Origin of the sequence: Lysobacter enzymogenes (genome assembly GCF_017355525.1) — a bacterium.
Taxonomy (GTDB): domain Bacteria; phylum Pseudomonadota; class Gammaproteobacteria; order Xanthomonadales; family Xanthomonadaceae; genus Lysobacter; species Lysobacter enzymogenes_C.
Window position 1 is genome coordinate 5,873,231 of the sequence record NZ_CP067395.1, and the last position, 15,180, is coordinate 5,888,410.

Consider the following 15,180-nt stretch of genomic DNA (forward strand, 5'->3'; position numbering starts at 1 on the left):
ATGCTTGGAAAGGCGGCGCTTAGAAAGGCGGCGCGGGGGAGGGCGGTGCGCCGGGTTCGTCCAGGCGTACGCGGTTACGAGTGGCGTCGCGCAACTGCGCTTTCAAGGCGGGCAGCTGCGCGGCCGGCAGGCGGATGCGCACCCGCGCGCCGGCGGCGTCGAAACGTTCGTCGGCCTTTTCCGCGCCGAAGGCGTTGAGTGTCGCATGGACCGCGCCGGTGTCGGCGAACGGATACGCCAGTTCCAGCTCGGCGTAGGTCACCAGTTCGCGCCGCGGCGCGCGCCGCAGGCACTCGGCCGCTGCGCCTCCGTAGGCGCGCACCAGGCCGCCGGCGCCGAGCTTGATGCCGCCGTACCAGCGCGTGACCACGACCACGACCTGATCGCAGCCCTGGCCGTCGATCGCCGCGAGGATCGGCCGGCCGGCGGTGCCGGAGGGCTCGCCGTCGTCGCTGGAGCGGTACTGCGCGCCGATCCGGTAGGCCCAGCAGTTGTGGGTCGCGGCGGGATCGGCGACTTCGGCCAGGAACGCCAGCGCCGCGTCCGGCGAGGCCGCGGGCGCGGCCAGGGCCAGGAAGCGGCTGTGCTTGACCTCGAGCGTGTGCTGGGCGCGTTCGCTCAGCGTGGCCGGGTTCATCGCCGGGCCCCGCGGACGCGCGCGGCGAGGGCGTTCGTGCGCGCGTGCGTGGCGGCAGCGCAGGGCCGCCGCGCGCTCATTCGAGCAACGGCCGCAGATCCTTGGGGATGCGGGCGTGCGGGTAGGCGCGGCGGAACTTGCGCAGGTCCTGGCGGGCCAGGTCGAGTTCGCCGTCGTCGCGGTATTGGCGGATCCGTTCCAGCCATTGCTCGGCCGGCAGGGCGTCGTCGTTCTGGGTCGCGCCGCGGATGCGCGAACCGGTGACCTGGACGCTTTCCAGCCGGACCTCGGCCGCGTTCTGCTGCGGCACCGGCGCGGCCGGCGGCGGCGCGGCGTCCTGGCGGACCTCGGCGGCCAGGCCGGAGGCCTTGGCGGCTTCGCCCGGCGGCGCCGCGGCCGGGCGCCGTTCGAGCTGGCGCGCGCCGTCGTAGAGGCCGGCGTTGCGGGACTTGGCGGCCGCCGGTTGCGGTTGCTGCGTGCGGCGCTCGGCGGCATCGGCCGGCGCCGCGCCGCTGTAGCCCAGCGACCCTGCCGCATCGGCTGCCGCGGCGGGCGGCGGCGGAGGCGGAGGCGGTGCGGGCGGGGCCGACGCGGGCGCGGGCGCGGGTGCGGCGTACGGCGCAGGCATCGGTTCGAGGATCGGTTCGACCGGCGGCGCCTCGTGCTTGGCCGCTTTCAATTCGCGTTCGGCGATGCGGGCCCGCGCCGGCGCGGCATCGGCGGCGCGGGCTGCGGCCGCCCGGTCGGCGCGCTCGTACAGCGGCTCGGACGGCAGGGGTTTGGCCAGTTCTTGCGGTGCGGGCGCCTGCGCGGCGTCGGCGGCGGCCGCGGCCCGGTTGGCCGACGCCGCCATCGGCGCGTCGGGCAGTTCGGGCGCCGAAACCGCGCCGCCGGACGGCGCTGCGCTGTCGGCGGCCGCAGCCGCATCGGCGGCGACCTCGGCCGACGGCATCGCGGCCACGGCCGGCGCCGCCTGATCTTCGCTGAGCGCTGGCGCGGCCTTGTCGAGCGGCCGCAACTGCCAGGCCACGCCGACGGCGAGGGTCACCGAAGCGGCCACGCCGATCCAGGCGGGCCAGCGGGATTTGCGCGGCCGCGCGCGCGCGCCCGTCGTCTGCGGCGCGGCGGCGCGCGGCGCTGCGGCCTGCGGTGCCGCCGCCTTGGCCGCAGCGGCTTGCGGCGCAGCGTCCGCCGCCGCCAGCGTCGCTGCGGCGGCCTGCGGCGCGTCCTCGGCCGTCGCCGCGCGCGCCATCGCCAGGATGCGCGCGTCCAGCGCCGGCGACGGACCGTCGTGCGGGCCCAGCCGCAGCAGGCGCTCGGCCAGGTCGCGTTCTTCCGGCGACAAGGGATCGGGGGCGTCGGGACGGCGGTTCATTCGGTCAACCTCGCGCGCAGCTTGTCCATCGCGTACCGCAGCCTGGACTTCACCGTTTCCCGACCCACCCCCGTAATGGCGCCGATCTCCTCCAGACTCAACTCCTGCTCCAGGCGCAGCAGCACCACCTCGCGCTGTTCCTCGGGCAATTCCTCGATCGCGCGCTGCAAGCGGCGGCGCTGTTCGAAGTCGGACAGTTCGCGTTCCGGCGTGGTCGGGTCGGGCACGCGCGCGGCGCGCTCGTCGCCGTCTTCCGGCGTCGCCGGGCGGTGCTTGAGCCCGCGCCAGTAATCGTTCAGCCGGTTGTGCGCGATCCGGAACAGCCAGGTGTTGAACTGCGCATCGGGTTTCCAGCCCTGGCGCGCGCCGATCACGCGCTGCCACACGTCCTGGAAGAATTCGTCGGCCAGGGCCGAATCGCGCAGCTGACGCAGCAGGAAGCGGTACAGCGGGCCGCGGTGGCGCGCGTACAGGACCTCGAACGCGCCGGCGTCGCCGGCCGCCCAGGCCAGCATCAACACGTCGTCGTTCGCGTCCGCACCGGAGTTCATCGGCGGCAGGTTACGGGCAGACGGCTCCGACGGGAAGCGCTTGCCGGTCGCAGCCGGGTCGTATAGCGGAATTTGCAGCGCCAGGATCATGACAGGAACAACGGCCCAGGCCGGCCGACGGGGTTCCGCGGCCCGGCGCGGAACGCCGAACCTCGACCCGCGGCGGGGTTTGCGGCGTCCCGCGGGCGGAACGCTCGCGTTATCCTTCAGGCTTGCTCGAAAACGGGCGGTTCAGGACAGGCGGTCCGGTGCAGGGCGATCCGGTGCGGAATGAAGCGATGCGGGCGGCCGCGGCCGAGGCTGCGCCGGACGGCGCGTGGCCGGGGCAAGCGCTGGCCGCCGCGTTGCTGGAGGCGCTGCCGTCGGGCACCCAGATCGCGGTGAGCTGGCGCACCGCGCAGGGCCGGGTCGCCGAATCCTTCACCCCGGGCGCCGACGGCGCGCTGCGCGCCAGCGCGCTGGACCGGCTGGAATGCGATCCGCCGGCGATCGGCGCCTCCGACGAACGCTACGCCGACCGCATCGAAGCGGCGTGGTGGCTGGAAGACCGCAGCCGCGCCAGCCTGGTCGCGCAGATGCCGCGCGCGCTGCCGGCGCCGCTGCGCGCGGCGTGGCTGGCGATGGCGCGGCGGGTGGTCGCCGCCGAACTGGCCGCGTTGCGCGCGCACGCCCGCGCCGAGGCGCTGGAGAAATCCGAGCGTCTGCAGCAGGCGCTGTTCGGCATCGCCGACCTGGCCGGCTCGGGCCTGGAGATGAACGACCTGCTCAGCCGCATCCACGGCGTGGTGTGCGGGCTGATGTACGCCGAGAATTTCTACATCGTGCTGTACGACGATCTCGCCGACACGATGCGCTTCCTGTATTTCGCCGACCGCAACGACCCGTACGTGGCCAACCCGCTGCAGGCGATCCGCGGCGAAGACATGCCGACCAGCCTGACCCTGGCCCTGCTGCGCCACGGCGAGCCGCTGCAAGGCAGCTCGGCGCAGCTGCGCGAACGCCTCAACGTCCCCAACGACGACTGCCACGGCCCCGACAGCGCCGACTGGCTCGGCGTGCCGATGCGCCGCGACGAGCGCGTATGCGGCGCGGTGGTGGTGCAGAACTACGACAGCGCCGACAGCTACGGCGAAGAGGACCGCGCGCTGCTGGCGTTCGTGGCCCAGCACATCCTGACCGCGCTGGACCGCTTCCGCGCGCGCGAGGAACTCGAGCGCCGGGTCGCCGAACGCACCTACGCGCTGCAACTGAGCAACCGCGACCTGCAGGCCGAGATCATCGAGCGCCAGCGCGCCGAACGGCTGCAACGCGCGCTGTTCCGCATCGCCGAGCTGACCATCACCTCCGACACGCTGGAGCGCTTCTACTCGCAGGTCCACGACGTGGTCAGCGAGCTGCTGTACGCGCGCAACTTCTACATCGCGCTGCTGTCCGACGACGGCGAACGCCTGCAGTTCCCGTATTCGATCGACGAACGCGACATGATCCGCGAGACCCGCCAGCTCGCCGGCGGCCTGACCGAATACGTGATCCGCCAGGGCCGGCCGCTGCTGGCCGACCGCCACCGCATCGCCGAGCTCAACAGCCGCGGCGAGGTCCGCAGCCACGGCTCGGCCGCGCACTGCTGGCTCGGCGTGCCGCTGTACCGCGACGACGCGGTGGTCGGGGTGATCGCGATCCAGAGCTATTCGCGCGCGATCAGCTTCAACGCGCGCGACCAGGAACTGCTGACCTTCGTCGCCCACCACATCAGCATCGGCCTGGCGCGCAAGCAGGCCCAGGACCGGCTGCTGAGCGCGCACGGCGAACTCGAACAGCGCGTGGCCAGCCGCACCCGCGAGCTGGCCCACACCAACGCCGAACTGGTCGCGCAGATCGGCGAGCGCGAGAACGCCGAGCGCAAGCTGACCCACCTGGCCCTGCACGACCCGCTGACCGAGCTGCCGAACCGCAGCCAGCTGCTGGAACGGCTCGACCACGCCATCGCCCGCGCGCGCCGCGAACAGCGCCCGTTCGCGGTGCTGTTCCTCGACCTGGACCGGTTCAAGCTGGTCAACGACAGCGTCGGCCACGCCGCCGGCGACGAGTTGCTGGTGGAAAGCAGCCGCCGCATCGTCGGCGCGGTGCGCGGCGACGACATGGTCGCGCGCCTGGGCGGCGACGAGTTCGCGATCCTGGTCGAGCACATCGACGGCCTCAACGTGGCCGAGGAACTCGCCCAGCGCGTGCTGCGCGCGCTCGGCGAGCCGTGCTGGGTGGCCGGGCGCGAGGTGTTCCCGTCCGCCAGCGTCGGCATCGCCCTGTGGCATCCGCGCTACCGCAGCGGCATCGAGCTGCTGCGCGACGCCGATGCGGCGATGTACCGGGCCAAGGCCGCCGGGCGCGGCCGCTTCGCGGTGTTCGACGAGGAAATGCGCGAGCAGGCGCTGCGCATCCTCGACCTGGAAGCGGACCTGCGCCGGGCGATCAACTCCGACGCCTTCATCGCCTATTACCAGCCGATCGTGCGCCTCGACGACGGCGTCGCGATCGGCCACGAAGCGCTGCTGCGCTGGCGCCACGAGAAGCGCGGGCTGCTGCTGCCGCGCGAGTTCATCGGCCTGGGCGAAGACAGCGGCCTGATCGAGGAAGCCGACTGGATCCTGTACGGCCGGGTCGTGCAGGAACTGGCGCGCGGCGGCGAGGGCTACATCTCGGTCAACGTCTCGCCCAAGCATTTCCGCGCCGGCGACTTCGCCGACCGCCTGCTGCGCATGCTCGAACGCGCCGGCGCCGACCCGCGCCGGCTGCGCATCGAAATCACCGAAGTGGCCCTGCTCGACGACGTGCCGCGCGCGCTGCGGATGCTGCGGACCTTGCGCAATCACGGGGTATTGGCGCAGCTGGACGATTTCGGCACGGGGTTTTCGGCGTTGTCGTACCTGCATCGGTTCCCGATCGAGTGTTTGAAGATCGATCAGAGTTTCGTCGCGGGGTTGGTCGGCGAATCGCGCCCCGAGAGCGTGGCCGTGGTGCGCGCGATCCAGGCCCTGGCCGGGACGCTGGGCATCCACACCATCGGCGAAGGCGTGGAAACCCAGGCGCAGCGTTCGGTGTTGCGCGAACTGGGCTGCGTCTACGGCCAGGGCTATCTGTTCGGCCGGCCGGCGGAGCGCCTGCACGACGTGCGATCGGCGGTCGGCGAATAAGGTTCGTACCAAAAAACGCCGCCGGTGCCGGCTGCGACGGGCCTGACTGCGTCGCAGAACGGTACCGACGGCGCTCGCAACGCCTGTACGCGGGAGTTACTGGCTCACCGCCACCTTCTCGGCCGGCTTGAGCTCGCCGATCTGCGCCTTGGCGCGTTCGACCAGCCGCACGAACTCCGCGCGCTGGCCCCAGGGATCGGCCAGCTTGACCCCGCGCGCCGCGCCGAGGATCTGCTCCCAGCCCCAGCCGTCGTACTGGCTGCCGCCGCGCAGCGCGTCGGCGAACGCGGCCACCGCGCTCGCCATGCGCAGCGAATCGCTGGCGGCGGCGCGTTCGCTCGAACGCAGGATCGGGGTTTCGATCAGCTGGCTGCGGTCTTCGCCCGGACGCTTGTAGCGCAGCTTGAGGTTGGCCATCTCGCCGCCGCCGGCCGCGGCCGGCGCGGCCTGGGCGTAGCGCAGCGGCGGCAGGCGGGTGGCCTTGGAGCCGACCGGGGTGATCTCGTACAAGGCAGTCACCTCATGGCCGGCGCCGATGTCGCCGGCGTCGACCTTGTCGTTGGCGAAGTCTTCGCGCTTGAGCACGCGGTTTTCGTAACCGATCAGGCGGTACTCGGCGACCTGGGCCGGATTGAACTCGATCTGGATCTTGACGTCGCGGGCGATGGTCAGCAGGGTCGAGCCCATTTCCTGCACCAGCACCTTGCGCGCTTCCTGCAAGGTGTCGATGTAGGCGTGGTTGCCGTCGCCGACGTCGGCCAGTTTCTCGGACAGTTCGTCGTTGTAGTTGCCCTGGCCGAAGCCGAGCGTGGTCAGCGCGATGCCGCTCTTGCGCTGGTCGGCGACCATGGTTTCCAGCGCGTCGGTGCCGACGGTGCCGACGTTGAAATCGCCGTCGGTGGCGAGGATCACCCGATTGACGCCGTCCTTGATGAAAGCCTGGCGCGCGGTCGCGTAGGCCAGGCGGATGCCGTCGCCGCCGTTGGTGCTGCCGCCGGCCTGCAGGCGTTCGAGCGCGTCGAGGATGTCCTGCTGACGGTCGCCCGGCGTCGGCGGCAGCACCAGCCCGGCGGAACCGGCGTAGACGACGATGGAAATGCGGTCCTGCGGCCGCAGCTGCTTGGTCAGCATCGAGAACGCGCTCTTGAGCAGCGGCAGCTTGTCGGGCGAGTTCATCGAGCCGGAGGTGTCGATCAGGAACACCAGGTTCGACGGCGGCAGGTTTTGCTTGGGCACCTCAAAGCCCTTAATGCCGATCATCAGCAGTTGCCGCTGCGCGTTCCACGGCGCCGGCGCGAGTTCGGTCGAGACTTTGAACGGCACCGCGCGCGAGACCGGCGCCGGATGGCCGTAGTCGAAGTAGTTGATGAACTCCTCCGCGCGCACCGCGTCGGCCGGCGGACGCACGCCGTCGTTGAGCATGCGCCGCACGTTGGCGTAGCTGCCGGTGTCGACGTCGATGGAGAACGTCGACAGCGGCTGTTCGCTGGCGCGCTGGACCGGATTGTCTTCGCGCTGGGCGTATTTTTCGGTGTTGGCCGGCTGGCTGTAGTAAGGCGGCGGAGGCGGCGCCGGCGGGGCGTACGCGATGCCCGGCGCCTGCGCGACCTTGGCCGACCGGCGCGCCTCGGCCACGCGCGAGCCGGTGACTTGCACGGCCTCCAGGCGACCGCGGACATCGGCGCGGGATTGCACCGGCGCCGGCGCAGCGGCGTTGGCGACGGCGCCGGCCGCGGCGGCGTCGGTGACTGCTTCGGTTTTGGCGGGTTTGGCGACGGCCGGCGCCGGCTGGCCGCGCTGGGCGCCGGCTTCGGCCTTGGCGTCGGCCGGGCTGCCGGTGGACTGGCAACCGGCGAGGGCGAGGGCGGCGAGCAGGGCCGCGCTGAGGCAATGGACGGTGGCGCGGCGGTGCGAAGGCTGGACGGCGGTCATGTCGGCTTCCCTGGTGTGTGGACCTGGGAAGGCGAACGGGCCGGGTCGGCGGGTGGGGTTAAACGATGTTTTGCGGGGGACGGTCAGGTCTTGCGGGTGCGGGCAGGGTGGGGCGGTTGCGTCGTGGTCGTGGTGGCGCGGTCGCGGCTTGCGCCGCTCCTACAGGCAGGAACTGCGCAAGCCGCGACCGCGGCACCGCGTTTGCGACGAAATCTGCGCCACGGGCGAACGCCATCGCGCTCGCCCGTGCTGTGCGCGCGCAGGTTCAGACCGGATCGCGGATCACCAGCAAGCGCTGCTCGCTCATGTCCTCGATCGCATAACGCACGCCTTCGCGGCCCTGGCCCGAATCCTTGACCCCGCCGTACGGCATGTTGTCGACGCGGAAGCTCGGCACGTCGCCGACGATCACGCCGCCGACGTCGAGGCGGTCCCAGGCGCGCATGGCGTGGTCGAGGCGGCCGGTGAACACGCCGGCCTGCAGGCCGAAATCGCTGTCGTTGACCCGCTCGAGCACGGCGTCGAAATCGTCGAAGGGTTCGATCAGCGCGATCGGGCCGAACGCTTCCTTGCGGTACAGCTCGGCGTCGCGCGCGACGTTCTCCAGCAGGGTCGCCGGAATCATCGTGCCCTGGCGCGCGCCGCCGGCGATGCGCTTGGCGCCGCCCTTGAGCGCGGCGTCGATCCACGACTGGATGCGTTGCGCCGCTTGCTCGTCGACGACCGGCCCGATGAAGGTGCTTTCCTCGCGCGGATCGCCCATGCGCAGCGCGCCGACCGCGGCCTTGAGCTTCTTGCGCAGCTTGTCGTAGATGTCGGCGTGGGCGTAGATGCGCTGCACGCTGATGCAGCTCTGGCCGCTCTGGTAATAGGCGCCGAACACCAGCCGCTCGACCACGTGGTCCAGGCTCGCGCCCGGGTCGGCGTCGACGATGCAGGCGGCGTTGCCGCCGAGTTCCAGGGTCACTTTCTTCTTGCCGGCGCGGGCCTTGAGGTCCCAGCCGATCAGGCCGCCGGTGAAGCTCAGCAGCTTGATCCGCTCGTCCTCGACCAGCAGCGAGGCGTCTTCGTTGGAGCAGCACAGCACCGAGAACGCGCCTTCCGGCAGATCGGTCTCGGCCAGGATTTCGCCGATGATCAGCGCGCCGACCGGGGTCTTGATCGCCGGCTTCAGCACGAACGGGCAGCCGGCGGCGATCGCTGGGGCGACCTTGTGCGCGACCAGGTTGAGCGGGAAATTGAACGGGGTGATGAAGCTGCACGGCCCGATCGGCACGCGCTTGACCATGCCGCGGTAGCCGCGGGTGCGCTGCGAGATCTGCAGTTCCAGCAGCGTGCCCGGATCGCGCGTGGCCTCGTTGGCGGCGATGCGGAAGGTGTCGATCAGGCGGGTGACTTCGCCGCGCGCGTCCTTGATCGGCTTGCCGGCCTCGATGCACAGCGCCAGCGCCAGTTCCTCGAAACGCTCGCCGAAGCGGCGCACGCAGTGTTCGAGCACGTCGCGGCGGCGGTCCGGGGTGAACTGGGCCATCGCCTCGCGCGCCTTGTGCGCGGCGACGATCGCCTTGCGCACCGCAACGGCGTCGGCCATCGCCACGCGGGTGGCGCGCTTGCCGCTGTACTTGTCCAGCACCTCCAGCTCGGTGTTGGCGGCGACCGCGCGGCCGGCGAGGTAGTAGGGATAGCTGCTCTTGAGGCCCTTGGCTGGCTTGGCGGCTTTGTTCTTCTTGTCGGACTTGGCCATGAAAATGTGCTCCGTGGATTGCGTTACGCTCAAACCACCGCGGCGGCGCGCTGGGGAATTTCTTGATTGAGGATGGTGTCGTCGTCGCTGTAGTCGATCGGCACTTCGATCAGATCGACGCCGGGCGTGTCCAGCGCCTTGCGCAGCAGCGGCGCGAACTCGTCGGCGCTGGCCGGGCGGTGGCCGCGCGCGCCGTAACTGCGCGCGTACTCGACGAAGTCGGGATTGCCCAGGTCCATGCCGAAGCTCGGATAGCGCTCGTGCGCCTGCTTCCACTTGATCATGCCGTAGGCGTCGTCGCGCAGCACCAGCACGACCAGGTCCAGGCCCAGCCGCACCGCGGTTTCGAGCTCCTGCGAATTCATCATGAAGCCGCCGTCGCCGCACACCGCGACCACCTTGCGGTCCGGGCAGACGATGCGCGCGGCGATCGCCGAAGGCAGGCCCGCGCCCATCGTCGCCAGCGCGTTGTCGAGCAGCAGGGTGTTGGGCTCGCGGCAACGGTAGCTGCGCGCGAACCACAGCTTGTACAGGCCGTTGTCGAGGCAGACCACGTCGCGCGGCGACAGTTCGCGGCGCACGTCGGCGACCAGCCGCTGCGGCACCATCGGGAAGCGGTCGTCGCCGGTGTGTTCGGCCAGTTGCTCCAACAGCGCGGTGCGGACCCGGTTGAAATAGCCGAAATCCCAGTGCGGCTGCGCTTGCAGCGCTTCGCTCAGCCGCCATACCGAGTGGGCGATGTCGCCGATGACTTCGATCTGCGGGAAGTACACCGCATCGACTTCGGCCGCGGCGTAGTTGACGTGGATCACCGTGCGCCGGCCTTCGCGCATGAAGAACGGCGGTTTCTCGATGACGTCGTGGCCGATGTTGACGATGCAGTCGGCCGCGTCGATCGCGCGGTGGACGAAGTCGTGGTCCGACAGCGCGGCGTTGCCGAGCCACAGCGGGCCTTCCTCGTCGAGCACGCCCTTGCCCATCTGGGTGGTGAAGTAGGGGATGCCGAGCTTGGCGACGAACTGGTCGAGGGTGTTCGAGGTGGTCTTGCGGTTGGCGCCGGCGCCGATCATCAGCAGCGGATGGCGCGCCTGGGCGATGGCTTCGGCGGCGCGTTCGATCGCCTTGTCCTCGGCGACCGGGCGGCGCGAGAACGAGGCCGGGATCAGGCGCGCTTGGGTCGGGTCGCCGGCGATGTCCTGCGGCAGTTCCAGGTGGGTCGCGCCGGGGCGTTCTTCCTCGGCGCGGCGGAAGGCTTCGCGCACCCGCGCCGGGATGCTGTCGGCGGCGACGATCTGGCGGGTGTACTTGGTCAGCGGGCGCATCGTGTCGACCACGTCGACGATCTGGAAATGGCCCTGCTTGCTGGTCTTGATCGGCTTCTGGCCGGTGATCATCAGCATCGGCATCGCGCCGAGCTGGGCGTAGGCCGCAGCGGTGACCAGGTTGGTCGCGCCGGGGCCCAGCGTGGACAGGCACACGCCGGCCTTGCCGGTCAGACGGCCGTAAGTCGCGGCCATGAAACCCGCGGCTTGTTCGTGGCGGGTGAGGACGAGCTTGATCGACGAAGTGCGCAGCGATTCGAGCAGGTCGAGATTCTCCTCGCCGGGGATGCCGAACACGTATTGCACGCCTTCGGCTTCGAGCGCGGCGACGAACAGGTCGGACGCCTTGGTCATGCGGGACTCCGGGGACGGAAACGCAGGGACGCAAGCATCGCGCAAACGGCGTGAGCGAGGGGAGACGGCAGTGGAACGGTGCGGGCCGGCAGGCGCTGTCGCCCGATCCGGAAAAGCGCGGTGCGGCCGCGCGGCGGCTTCACTCCCCGCGCGGCTCGACCTTGACCCGGATCTGCCCGTCCTGCACGCGCGCGGTCAGGCGGTCGCCCGGCGCGGCGTCGAGCACGCTGCGCACGACCCGTCCGTCTTCGTGCCGGACGATCGCGTAGCCGCGCGCCACCGTCGCCAGCGGGCTTACCGCTTCCAGCGAGCGCGCCAGTCCGCGCAGGCGCAGCGCGTCGCTGTGCAGGCGGCGCGCGACCGCCGCGCGCGGGCGCAGCGCCAGCGCGGCCAGACGCTCGCGCAGGCGGGCGATGCGCCGTTGCGGATGGTGCGCGCGCAGCACCGCGTCGTGATGGCGCAGGCGCGCGGTCTCGCGTTCCACGCGCAGGCGCCAGGCCTGTTCGAGCCGGCGCAGCGCGTCCTGCTGGCGGCTGCGCAGCGTCGCCAGCCGCGCTTGCGGGCGCAGCGCGTTCAAGCGCAGGCCGGCGCGGTCGGTGCGCTGCATGGCCTGACGCAGGCGCTGGCCGTGCAGGTTGCCCAGGCGCGCTTCCAGCACGCGCAGGCGGTGCAGCAGGTCGTCGCGTTGCGGCACCAGCAGTTCGGCCGCGACCGACGGCGTCGGCGCGCGCACGTCGGCGGCGAAGTCGGCGAGGGTGAAGTCGGTTTCGTGGCCGATCGCCGAGACCACCGGCACCGTCGATGCGGCGATAGCGCGGGCCAGGCGTTCGTCGTTGAACGCCCACAGGTCTTCCAGCGAACCGCCGCCGCGCGCCAGCACGATCACGTCGTAACGCTGCGCGGCCTGCGCGCGTTGCAGCATCGCCGCGATCTTCTCGGCCGCGCCGTCGCCTTGCACCGGCACCGGCAACACGTCGGCTTCGGCCAGCGGGAAGCGCCGGGCGAGCACGCTGAGCACGTCGCGCACCGCCGCGCCGCTGGGCGAGGTGATCACCGCGATGCGCGCGGGGAAGCGCGGCAGTTCGCGCTTGCGCTCGCGGTCGAACAGGCCTTCGGCGGCCAGCCGCGCCTTGAGTTCCTCGAACGCGCGGCGCAGCGCGCCTTCGCCGGCCTCCTCCATGTGGTCGAGCACCAGTTGGTAGTCGCCGCGCGCTTCGTACAGGGTCAGCCGGCCGCGCGCGAGCACGCGCAGGCCCTCGCGCGGGACGAACTTCAGCCAACTGCTCTTGGGCTTGAACATCGCGCAGCGGACCTGGGCGCGCGCGTCCTTGAGGGTCAGGTACAGATGGCCCGAGGACGGCCGCGACAGGTTGCCGAGTTCGCCTTCGACCCAGATCAGCGGGAAGGTGTCTTCCAGCAGGTTGCGCGCCAGGGTGTTGAGCTGGCTGGGGGTGAGGACTTCGTCGGGGGAACTGAGGTTCATAAACGAACGAGGACGACGCAAGCCGCCAGAAACGAAACAGTGACCCCAATGTTAACCCGCTCGCCTCGCCCCTTCCGGTCCCAGGTTTGCCGAGTCGGATCGGAAGATATCGGACATCCGATGCCCCTCCATTGAATTCAGGCGTTCCCTCCAGACCGTCATCCCCGCGAAGGCGGGGATCCAGAGACTTCAGAGCCATGTCGCGGTGAAGCCCTGGACCCCCGCGTTCGCGGGGATGACGGTCCGAGAGGGCGTCCGCTTCTCTGGAAGGGTTCTTCAGGCCCGATGCCTTCCGGCCATAACCGCGCCGAACCCAAGCGCCGCAAGCCCTCGCGCCGACCACCGCCCGACTCAGCCGCGCTTCACCCCCGCCGCACCTGCGCGCTTCGCCCCGGCGCTACAATGCCGCCCATGAATTCCGATGCCATCCTGCCCTGCGCCCACCCCGATTTCGGCCCCTCGCCGCGCCGCCTGACCCGCGGAGTCGCCGTCGGCGGCGTTCAGGTCGGCGGCGGCGCGCCGGTGGTGGTGCAGTCGATGACCAACACCGACACCACCGACGTCGCCGCCACCGCCAAGCAGATCGGCGAGCTGTGGCGGGCCGGTTCGGAACTGGTCCGCATCACCGTCAATACGGTCGAGGCCGCCGCCGCGGTGCCGCGCATTGTCGACAAGCTGGCGATGAAGGGCATCGTGGTGCCGATCATCGGCGACTTCCACTACAACGGCCATCAGCTGCTGACCGCCGAGCCGGCCTGCGCCGAGGCGCTGGCCAAGTACCGGATCAATCCCGGCAACGTCGGCTTCGGCAAGAAGAAGGACAGCCAGTTCGCCACCTTGATCGAGTTCGCGATCAAGTACGGCAAGCCGGTGCGCATCGGCGCCAACTGGGGTTCGCTCGATCAGGCCCTGGCCGCGCAGTTGATGGACGAGAACGCGTTGCGCGCCGAACCCTGGGACGCCGGGCGGGTGCTGCGCGAGGCCTTGATCCGTTCGGCGCTGGACTCGGCCGCGCGCGCGGTCGACCTGGGCCTGCCGGCCGACCGCATCGTGCTCAGCGCCAAGGTCAGCGGCGTGCAGGAACTGATCGCGGTGTATCGCGAACTGGCCACGCGCGGCGACTACGCCCTGCATCTGGGCCTGACCGAGGCCGGCATCGGCAGCAAGGGCATCGTCGCGTCCAGCGCCGCGCTCGGCGTGCTGCTGCAGGAAGGCATCGGCGACACCATCCGCATCTCGCTGACGCCAGAGCCGGGCCAGTCGCGCAACAACGAAGTCATCGTCGCCCAGGAACTGTTGCAGACCATGGGCCTGCGCGCGTTCACGCCGATGGTCACCGCCTGCCCGGGCTGCGGCCGCACCACCAGCACCTTCTTCCAGGAGCTGGCCAAGACCGTGCAGGAACACGTGCGCGACAAGATGCCGGAGTGGAAGATCACCCATCCCGGCGCGGAGAACCTGACCCTCGCGGTGATGGGCTGCATCGTCAACGGCCCGGGCGAATCGCGTCACGCCAACATCGGCATTTCGCTGCCGGGCACCGGCGAGTCGCCGTCGGCGCCGGTGTTCGAGGACGGCGAGAAGACCGTGACCCTGCGCGGCGAAAACATCGCCCAGGACTTCGTCGCGCTGATCGACACCTACGTCGAGCGCCGCTACGGCGCGCGCGCGGACGGCGCGGCGGCGTGAGCGAGGAGCCGCGCGCGGACGCCGCGTCCGCGCACAGCGACCCGGGCCTGGCCGCGCAAGCGCGCGGCGGCGACGACAACGCGCTCAAGCAGGAGGCGCGGTTCGGCCTGGCCCTGTTGCGCCGCCACGGCTGGAGCCTGCTGCTGGCGTTCGCCGGCCTGCTGCTGCCGCTGTGGGCGTTCGCCGAACTGGCCGACGAGATCCACGAGCAGGAAGCCATCGTCTTCGACGTGCCGGTGCTGCAGTACGCGCACGGGCTGTCGCGCGCCAGCCTGGATTTCGCGTTCGCGCTGATTTCCAAGCTCGGCTACCAGTGGGGCGTGGTCCCGTTCGACCTCGCCCTGGTGCTGGCGCTGACCGCGTTGCGCAGGTTCCGCGAGGCCAGCTTCGCCGCGCTCGCGCTCGGCGGTTCGGGCCTGCTCAACATCGCCGCCAAGCAGTTCTTCGCGCGCGAGCGGCCGTCGCTGTGGGAATCGATCGCGCCGGAACACAACTACAGTTTCCCCAGCGGCCATGCGATGGGGTCGATGACCCTGGCCGCGGTGCTGATCCTGCTGTGCTGGCCGACGCGCTGGCGTTGGGCGGTCATCGGGCTGATGGTGCCGTTCACGCTTCTGGTCGGCTTCTCGCGCCTGTACCTGGGCGTGCATTACCCGTCCGACATCCTCGCCGGCTGGGCGGTCGCCACCGCCTGGGTCGTGGCGGTCTATCTGCTGCTCTACGGCAGCCGTCTGCGCCCCTGGCGCGCGGGCGACAACTAAACCCGCCCCCTGTTTGTCAAGCGCCGCGCGGCGCGCGGGCGACCGTTCGTCCGAAAACTGCTTGATCCGTTCATCAGATTGTCTTGCCCGGCTGGTAGGGGGGTAAGCGCCTACCCGCGTTGGCACAAATAGGGGCGTATTTGT

10 protein-coding genes are annotated in these 15,180 nt (G+C 71.0%); 3 read left to right on the forward strand and 7 right to left on the reverse strand.

Annotated elements, in window-relative coordinates:
* Positions 1 to 19: 19 nt before the first annotated feature.
* From JHW38_RS24980 to JHW38_RS24990, 3 genes are all read right to left on the reverse strand, one after another.
* Positions 20 to 637 carry an IMPACT family protein gene (locus tag JHW38_RS24980; protein ID WP_207523957.1) on the reverse strand — a complete coding sequence of 206 codons (618 nt, stop codon included), beginning with the start codon at positions 635 to 637 and terminating at the stop codon, positions 20 to 22.
* Between the two features lie 76 nt (positions 638 to 713).
* Positions 714 to 2,012 carry a hypothetical protein gene (locus tag JHW38_RS24985; protein ID WP_207523958.1) on the reverse strand — a complete coding sequence of 433 codons (1,299 nt, stop codon included), beginning with the start codon at positions 2,010 to 2,012 and terminating at the stop codon, positions 714 to 716.
* Positions 2,009 to 2,563 carry an RNA polymerase sigma factor gene (locus JHW38_RS24990; RefSeq protein WP_207523959.1) on the reverse strand — a complete coding sequence of 185 codons (555 nt, stop codon included), beginning with the start codon at positions 2,561 to 2,563 and terminating at the stop codon, positions 2,009 to 2,011. The genes JHW38_RS24985 and JHW38_RS24990 overlap by 4 nt, the downstream gene beginning before the upstream one ends.
* Before the next feature lie 278 nt (positions 2,564 to 2,841).
* Here JHW38_RS24990 and JHW38_RS24995 point away from each other — a divergent pair, with 278 nt between their 5' ends.
* Positions 2,842 to 5,751 (forward strand): EAL domain-containing protein, encoded by a 2,910-nt coding sequence (locus JHW38_RS24995; protein ID WP_207523960.1) that lies wholly within the window; start codon positions 2,842 to 2,844, stop codon positions 5,749 to 5,751.
* Positions 5,752 to 5,847: 96 nt separating this feature from the next.
* Here the strand turns inward: JHW38_RS24995 and JHW38_RS25000 are convergent, their stop codons facing one another.
* The 4 genes from JHW38_RS25000 to xseA all read right to left on the reverse strand — a co-directional run bounded on the left by JHW38_RS25000 (position 5,848) and on the right by xseA (position 12,586).
* Entirely contained in the window at positions 5,848 to 7,683 is a 1,836-nt protein-coding gene (locus tag JHW38_RS25000; protein ID WP_207523961.1) for a vWA domain-containing protein, read from the reverse strand.
* A 265-nt stretch (positions 7,684 to 7,948) separates the two neighbouring features.
* Entirely contained in the window at positions 7,949 to 9,427 is a 1,479-nt protein-coding gene (locus tag JHW38_RS25005; RefSeq protein ID WP_207523962.1) for an aldehyde dehydrogenase family protein, read from the reverse strand.
* Between the two features lie 29 nt (positions 9,428 to 9,456).
* Complete coding sequence (locus tag JHW38_RS25010; protein WP_207523963.1) at positions 9,457 to 11,103, reverse strand: acetolactate synthase large subunit; 1,647 nt, start codon at positions 11,101 to 11,103, stop codon at positions 9,457 to 9,459.
* 139 nt (positions 11,104 to 11,242) lie between these two features.
* Entirely contained in the window at positions 11,243 to 12,586 is a 1,344-nt protein-coding gene (gene xseA, locus JHW38_RS25015; protein ID WP_207523964.1) for an exodeoxyribonuclease VII large subunit, read from the reverse strand.
* A 411-nt stretch (positions 12,587 to 12,997) separates the two neighbouring features.
* Between xseA and ispG the strand changes: the two genes are divergently transcribed.
* Both ispG and JHW38_RS25025 read left to right on the forward strand, forming a co-directional pair.
* Positions 12,998 to 14,275, forward strand: a complete 1,278-nt coding sequence (gene ispG / locus JHW38_RS25020) for a flavodoxin-dependent (E)-4-hydroxy-3-methylbut-2-enyl-diphosphate synthase (protein ID WP_207523965.1) — start codon at positions 12,998 to 13,000, stop codon at positions 14,273 to 14,275.
* 107 nt (positions 14,276 to 14,382) lie between these two features.
* The gene (locus JHW38_RS25025) at positions 14,383 to 15,036 is read left to right on the forward strand and encodes a phosphatase PAP2 family protein (RefSeq protein ID WP_207526504.1); all 654 of its coding nucleotides are present in this window, start codon (positions 14,383 to 14,385) and stop codon (positions 15,034 to 15,036) included.
* The last annotated feature ends 144 nt before the right edge of the window (positions 15,037 to 15,180 follow it).

Excerpts from the sequence above, each read along its gene's own strand:
- JHW38_RS24995 (WP_207523960.1), top strand. The coding sequence starts at position 2,842 with ATGCGGGCGGCCGCGGCCGAGGCTGCGCCGGACGGCGCGTGGCCGGGG.
- JHW38_RS25000 (WP_207523961.1), bottom strand. The coding sequence starts at position 7,683 with ATGACCGCCGTCCAGCCTTCGCACCGCCGCGCCACCGTCCATTGCCTC.
- JHW38_RS25005 (WP_207523962.1), bottom strand. The coding sequence starts at position 9,427 with ATGGCCAAGTCCGACAAGAAGAACAAAGCCGCCAAGCCAGCCAAGGGC.
- JHW38_RS24980 (WP_207523957.1), bottom strand. The coding sequence starts at position 637 with ATGAACCCGGCCACGCTGAGCGAACGCGCCCAGCACACGCTCGAGGTC.
- ispG (WP_207523965.1), top strand. The coding sequence starts at position 12,998 with ATGAATTCCGATGCCATCCTGCCCTGCGCCCACCCCGATTTCGGCCCC.
- xseA (WP_207523964.1), bottom strand. The coding sequence starts at position 12,586 with ATGAACCTCAGTTCCCCCGACGAAGTCCTCACCCCCAGCCAGCTCAAC.
- JHW38_RS24990 (WP_207523959.1), bottom strand. The coding sequence starts at position 2,563 with ATGAACTCCGGTGCGGACGCGAACGACGACGTGTTGATGCTGGCCTGG.
- JHW38_RS24985 (WP_207523958.1), bottom strand. The coding sequence starts at position 2,012 with ATGAACCGCCGTCCCGACGCCCCCGATCCCTTGTCGCCGGAAGAACGC.
- JHW38_RS25010 (WP_207523963.1), bottom strand. The coding sequence starts at position 11,103 with ATGACCAAGGCGTCCGACCTGTTCGTCGCCGCGCTCGAAGCCGAAGGC.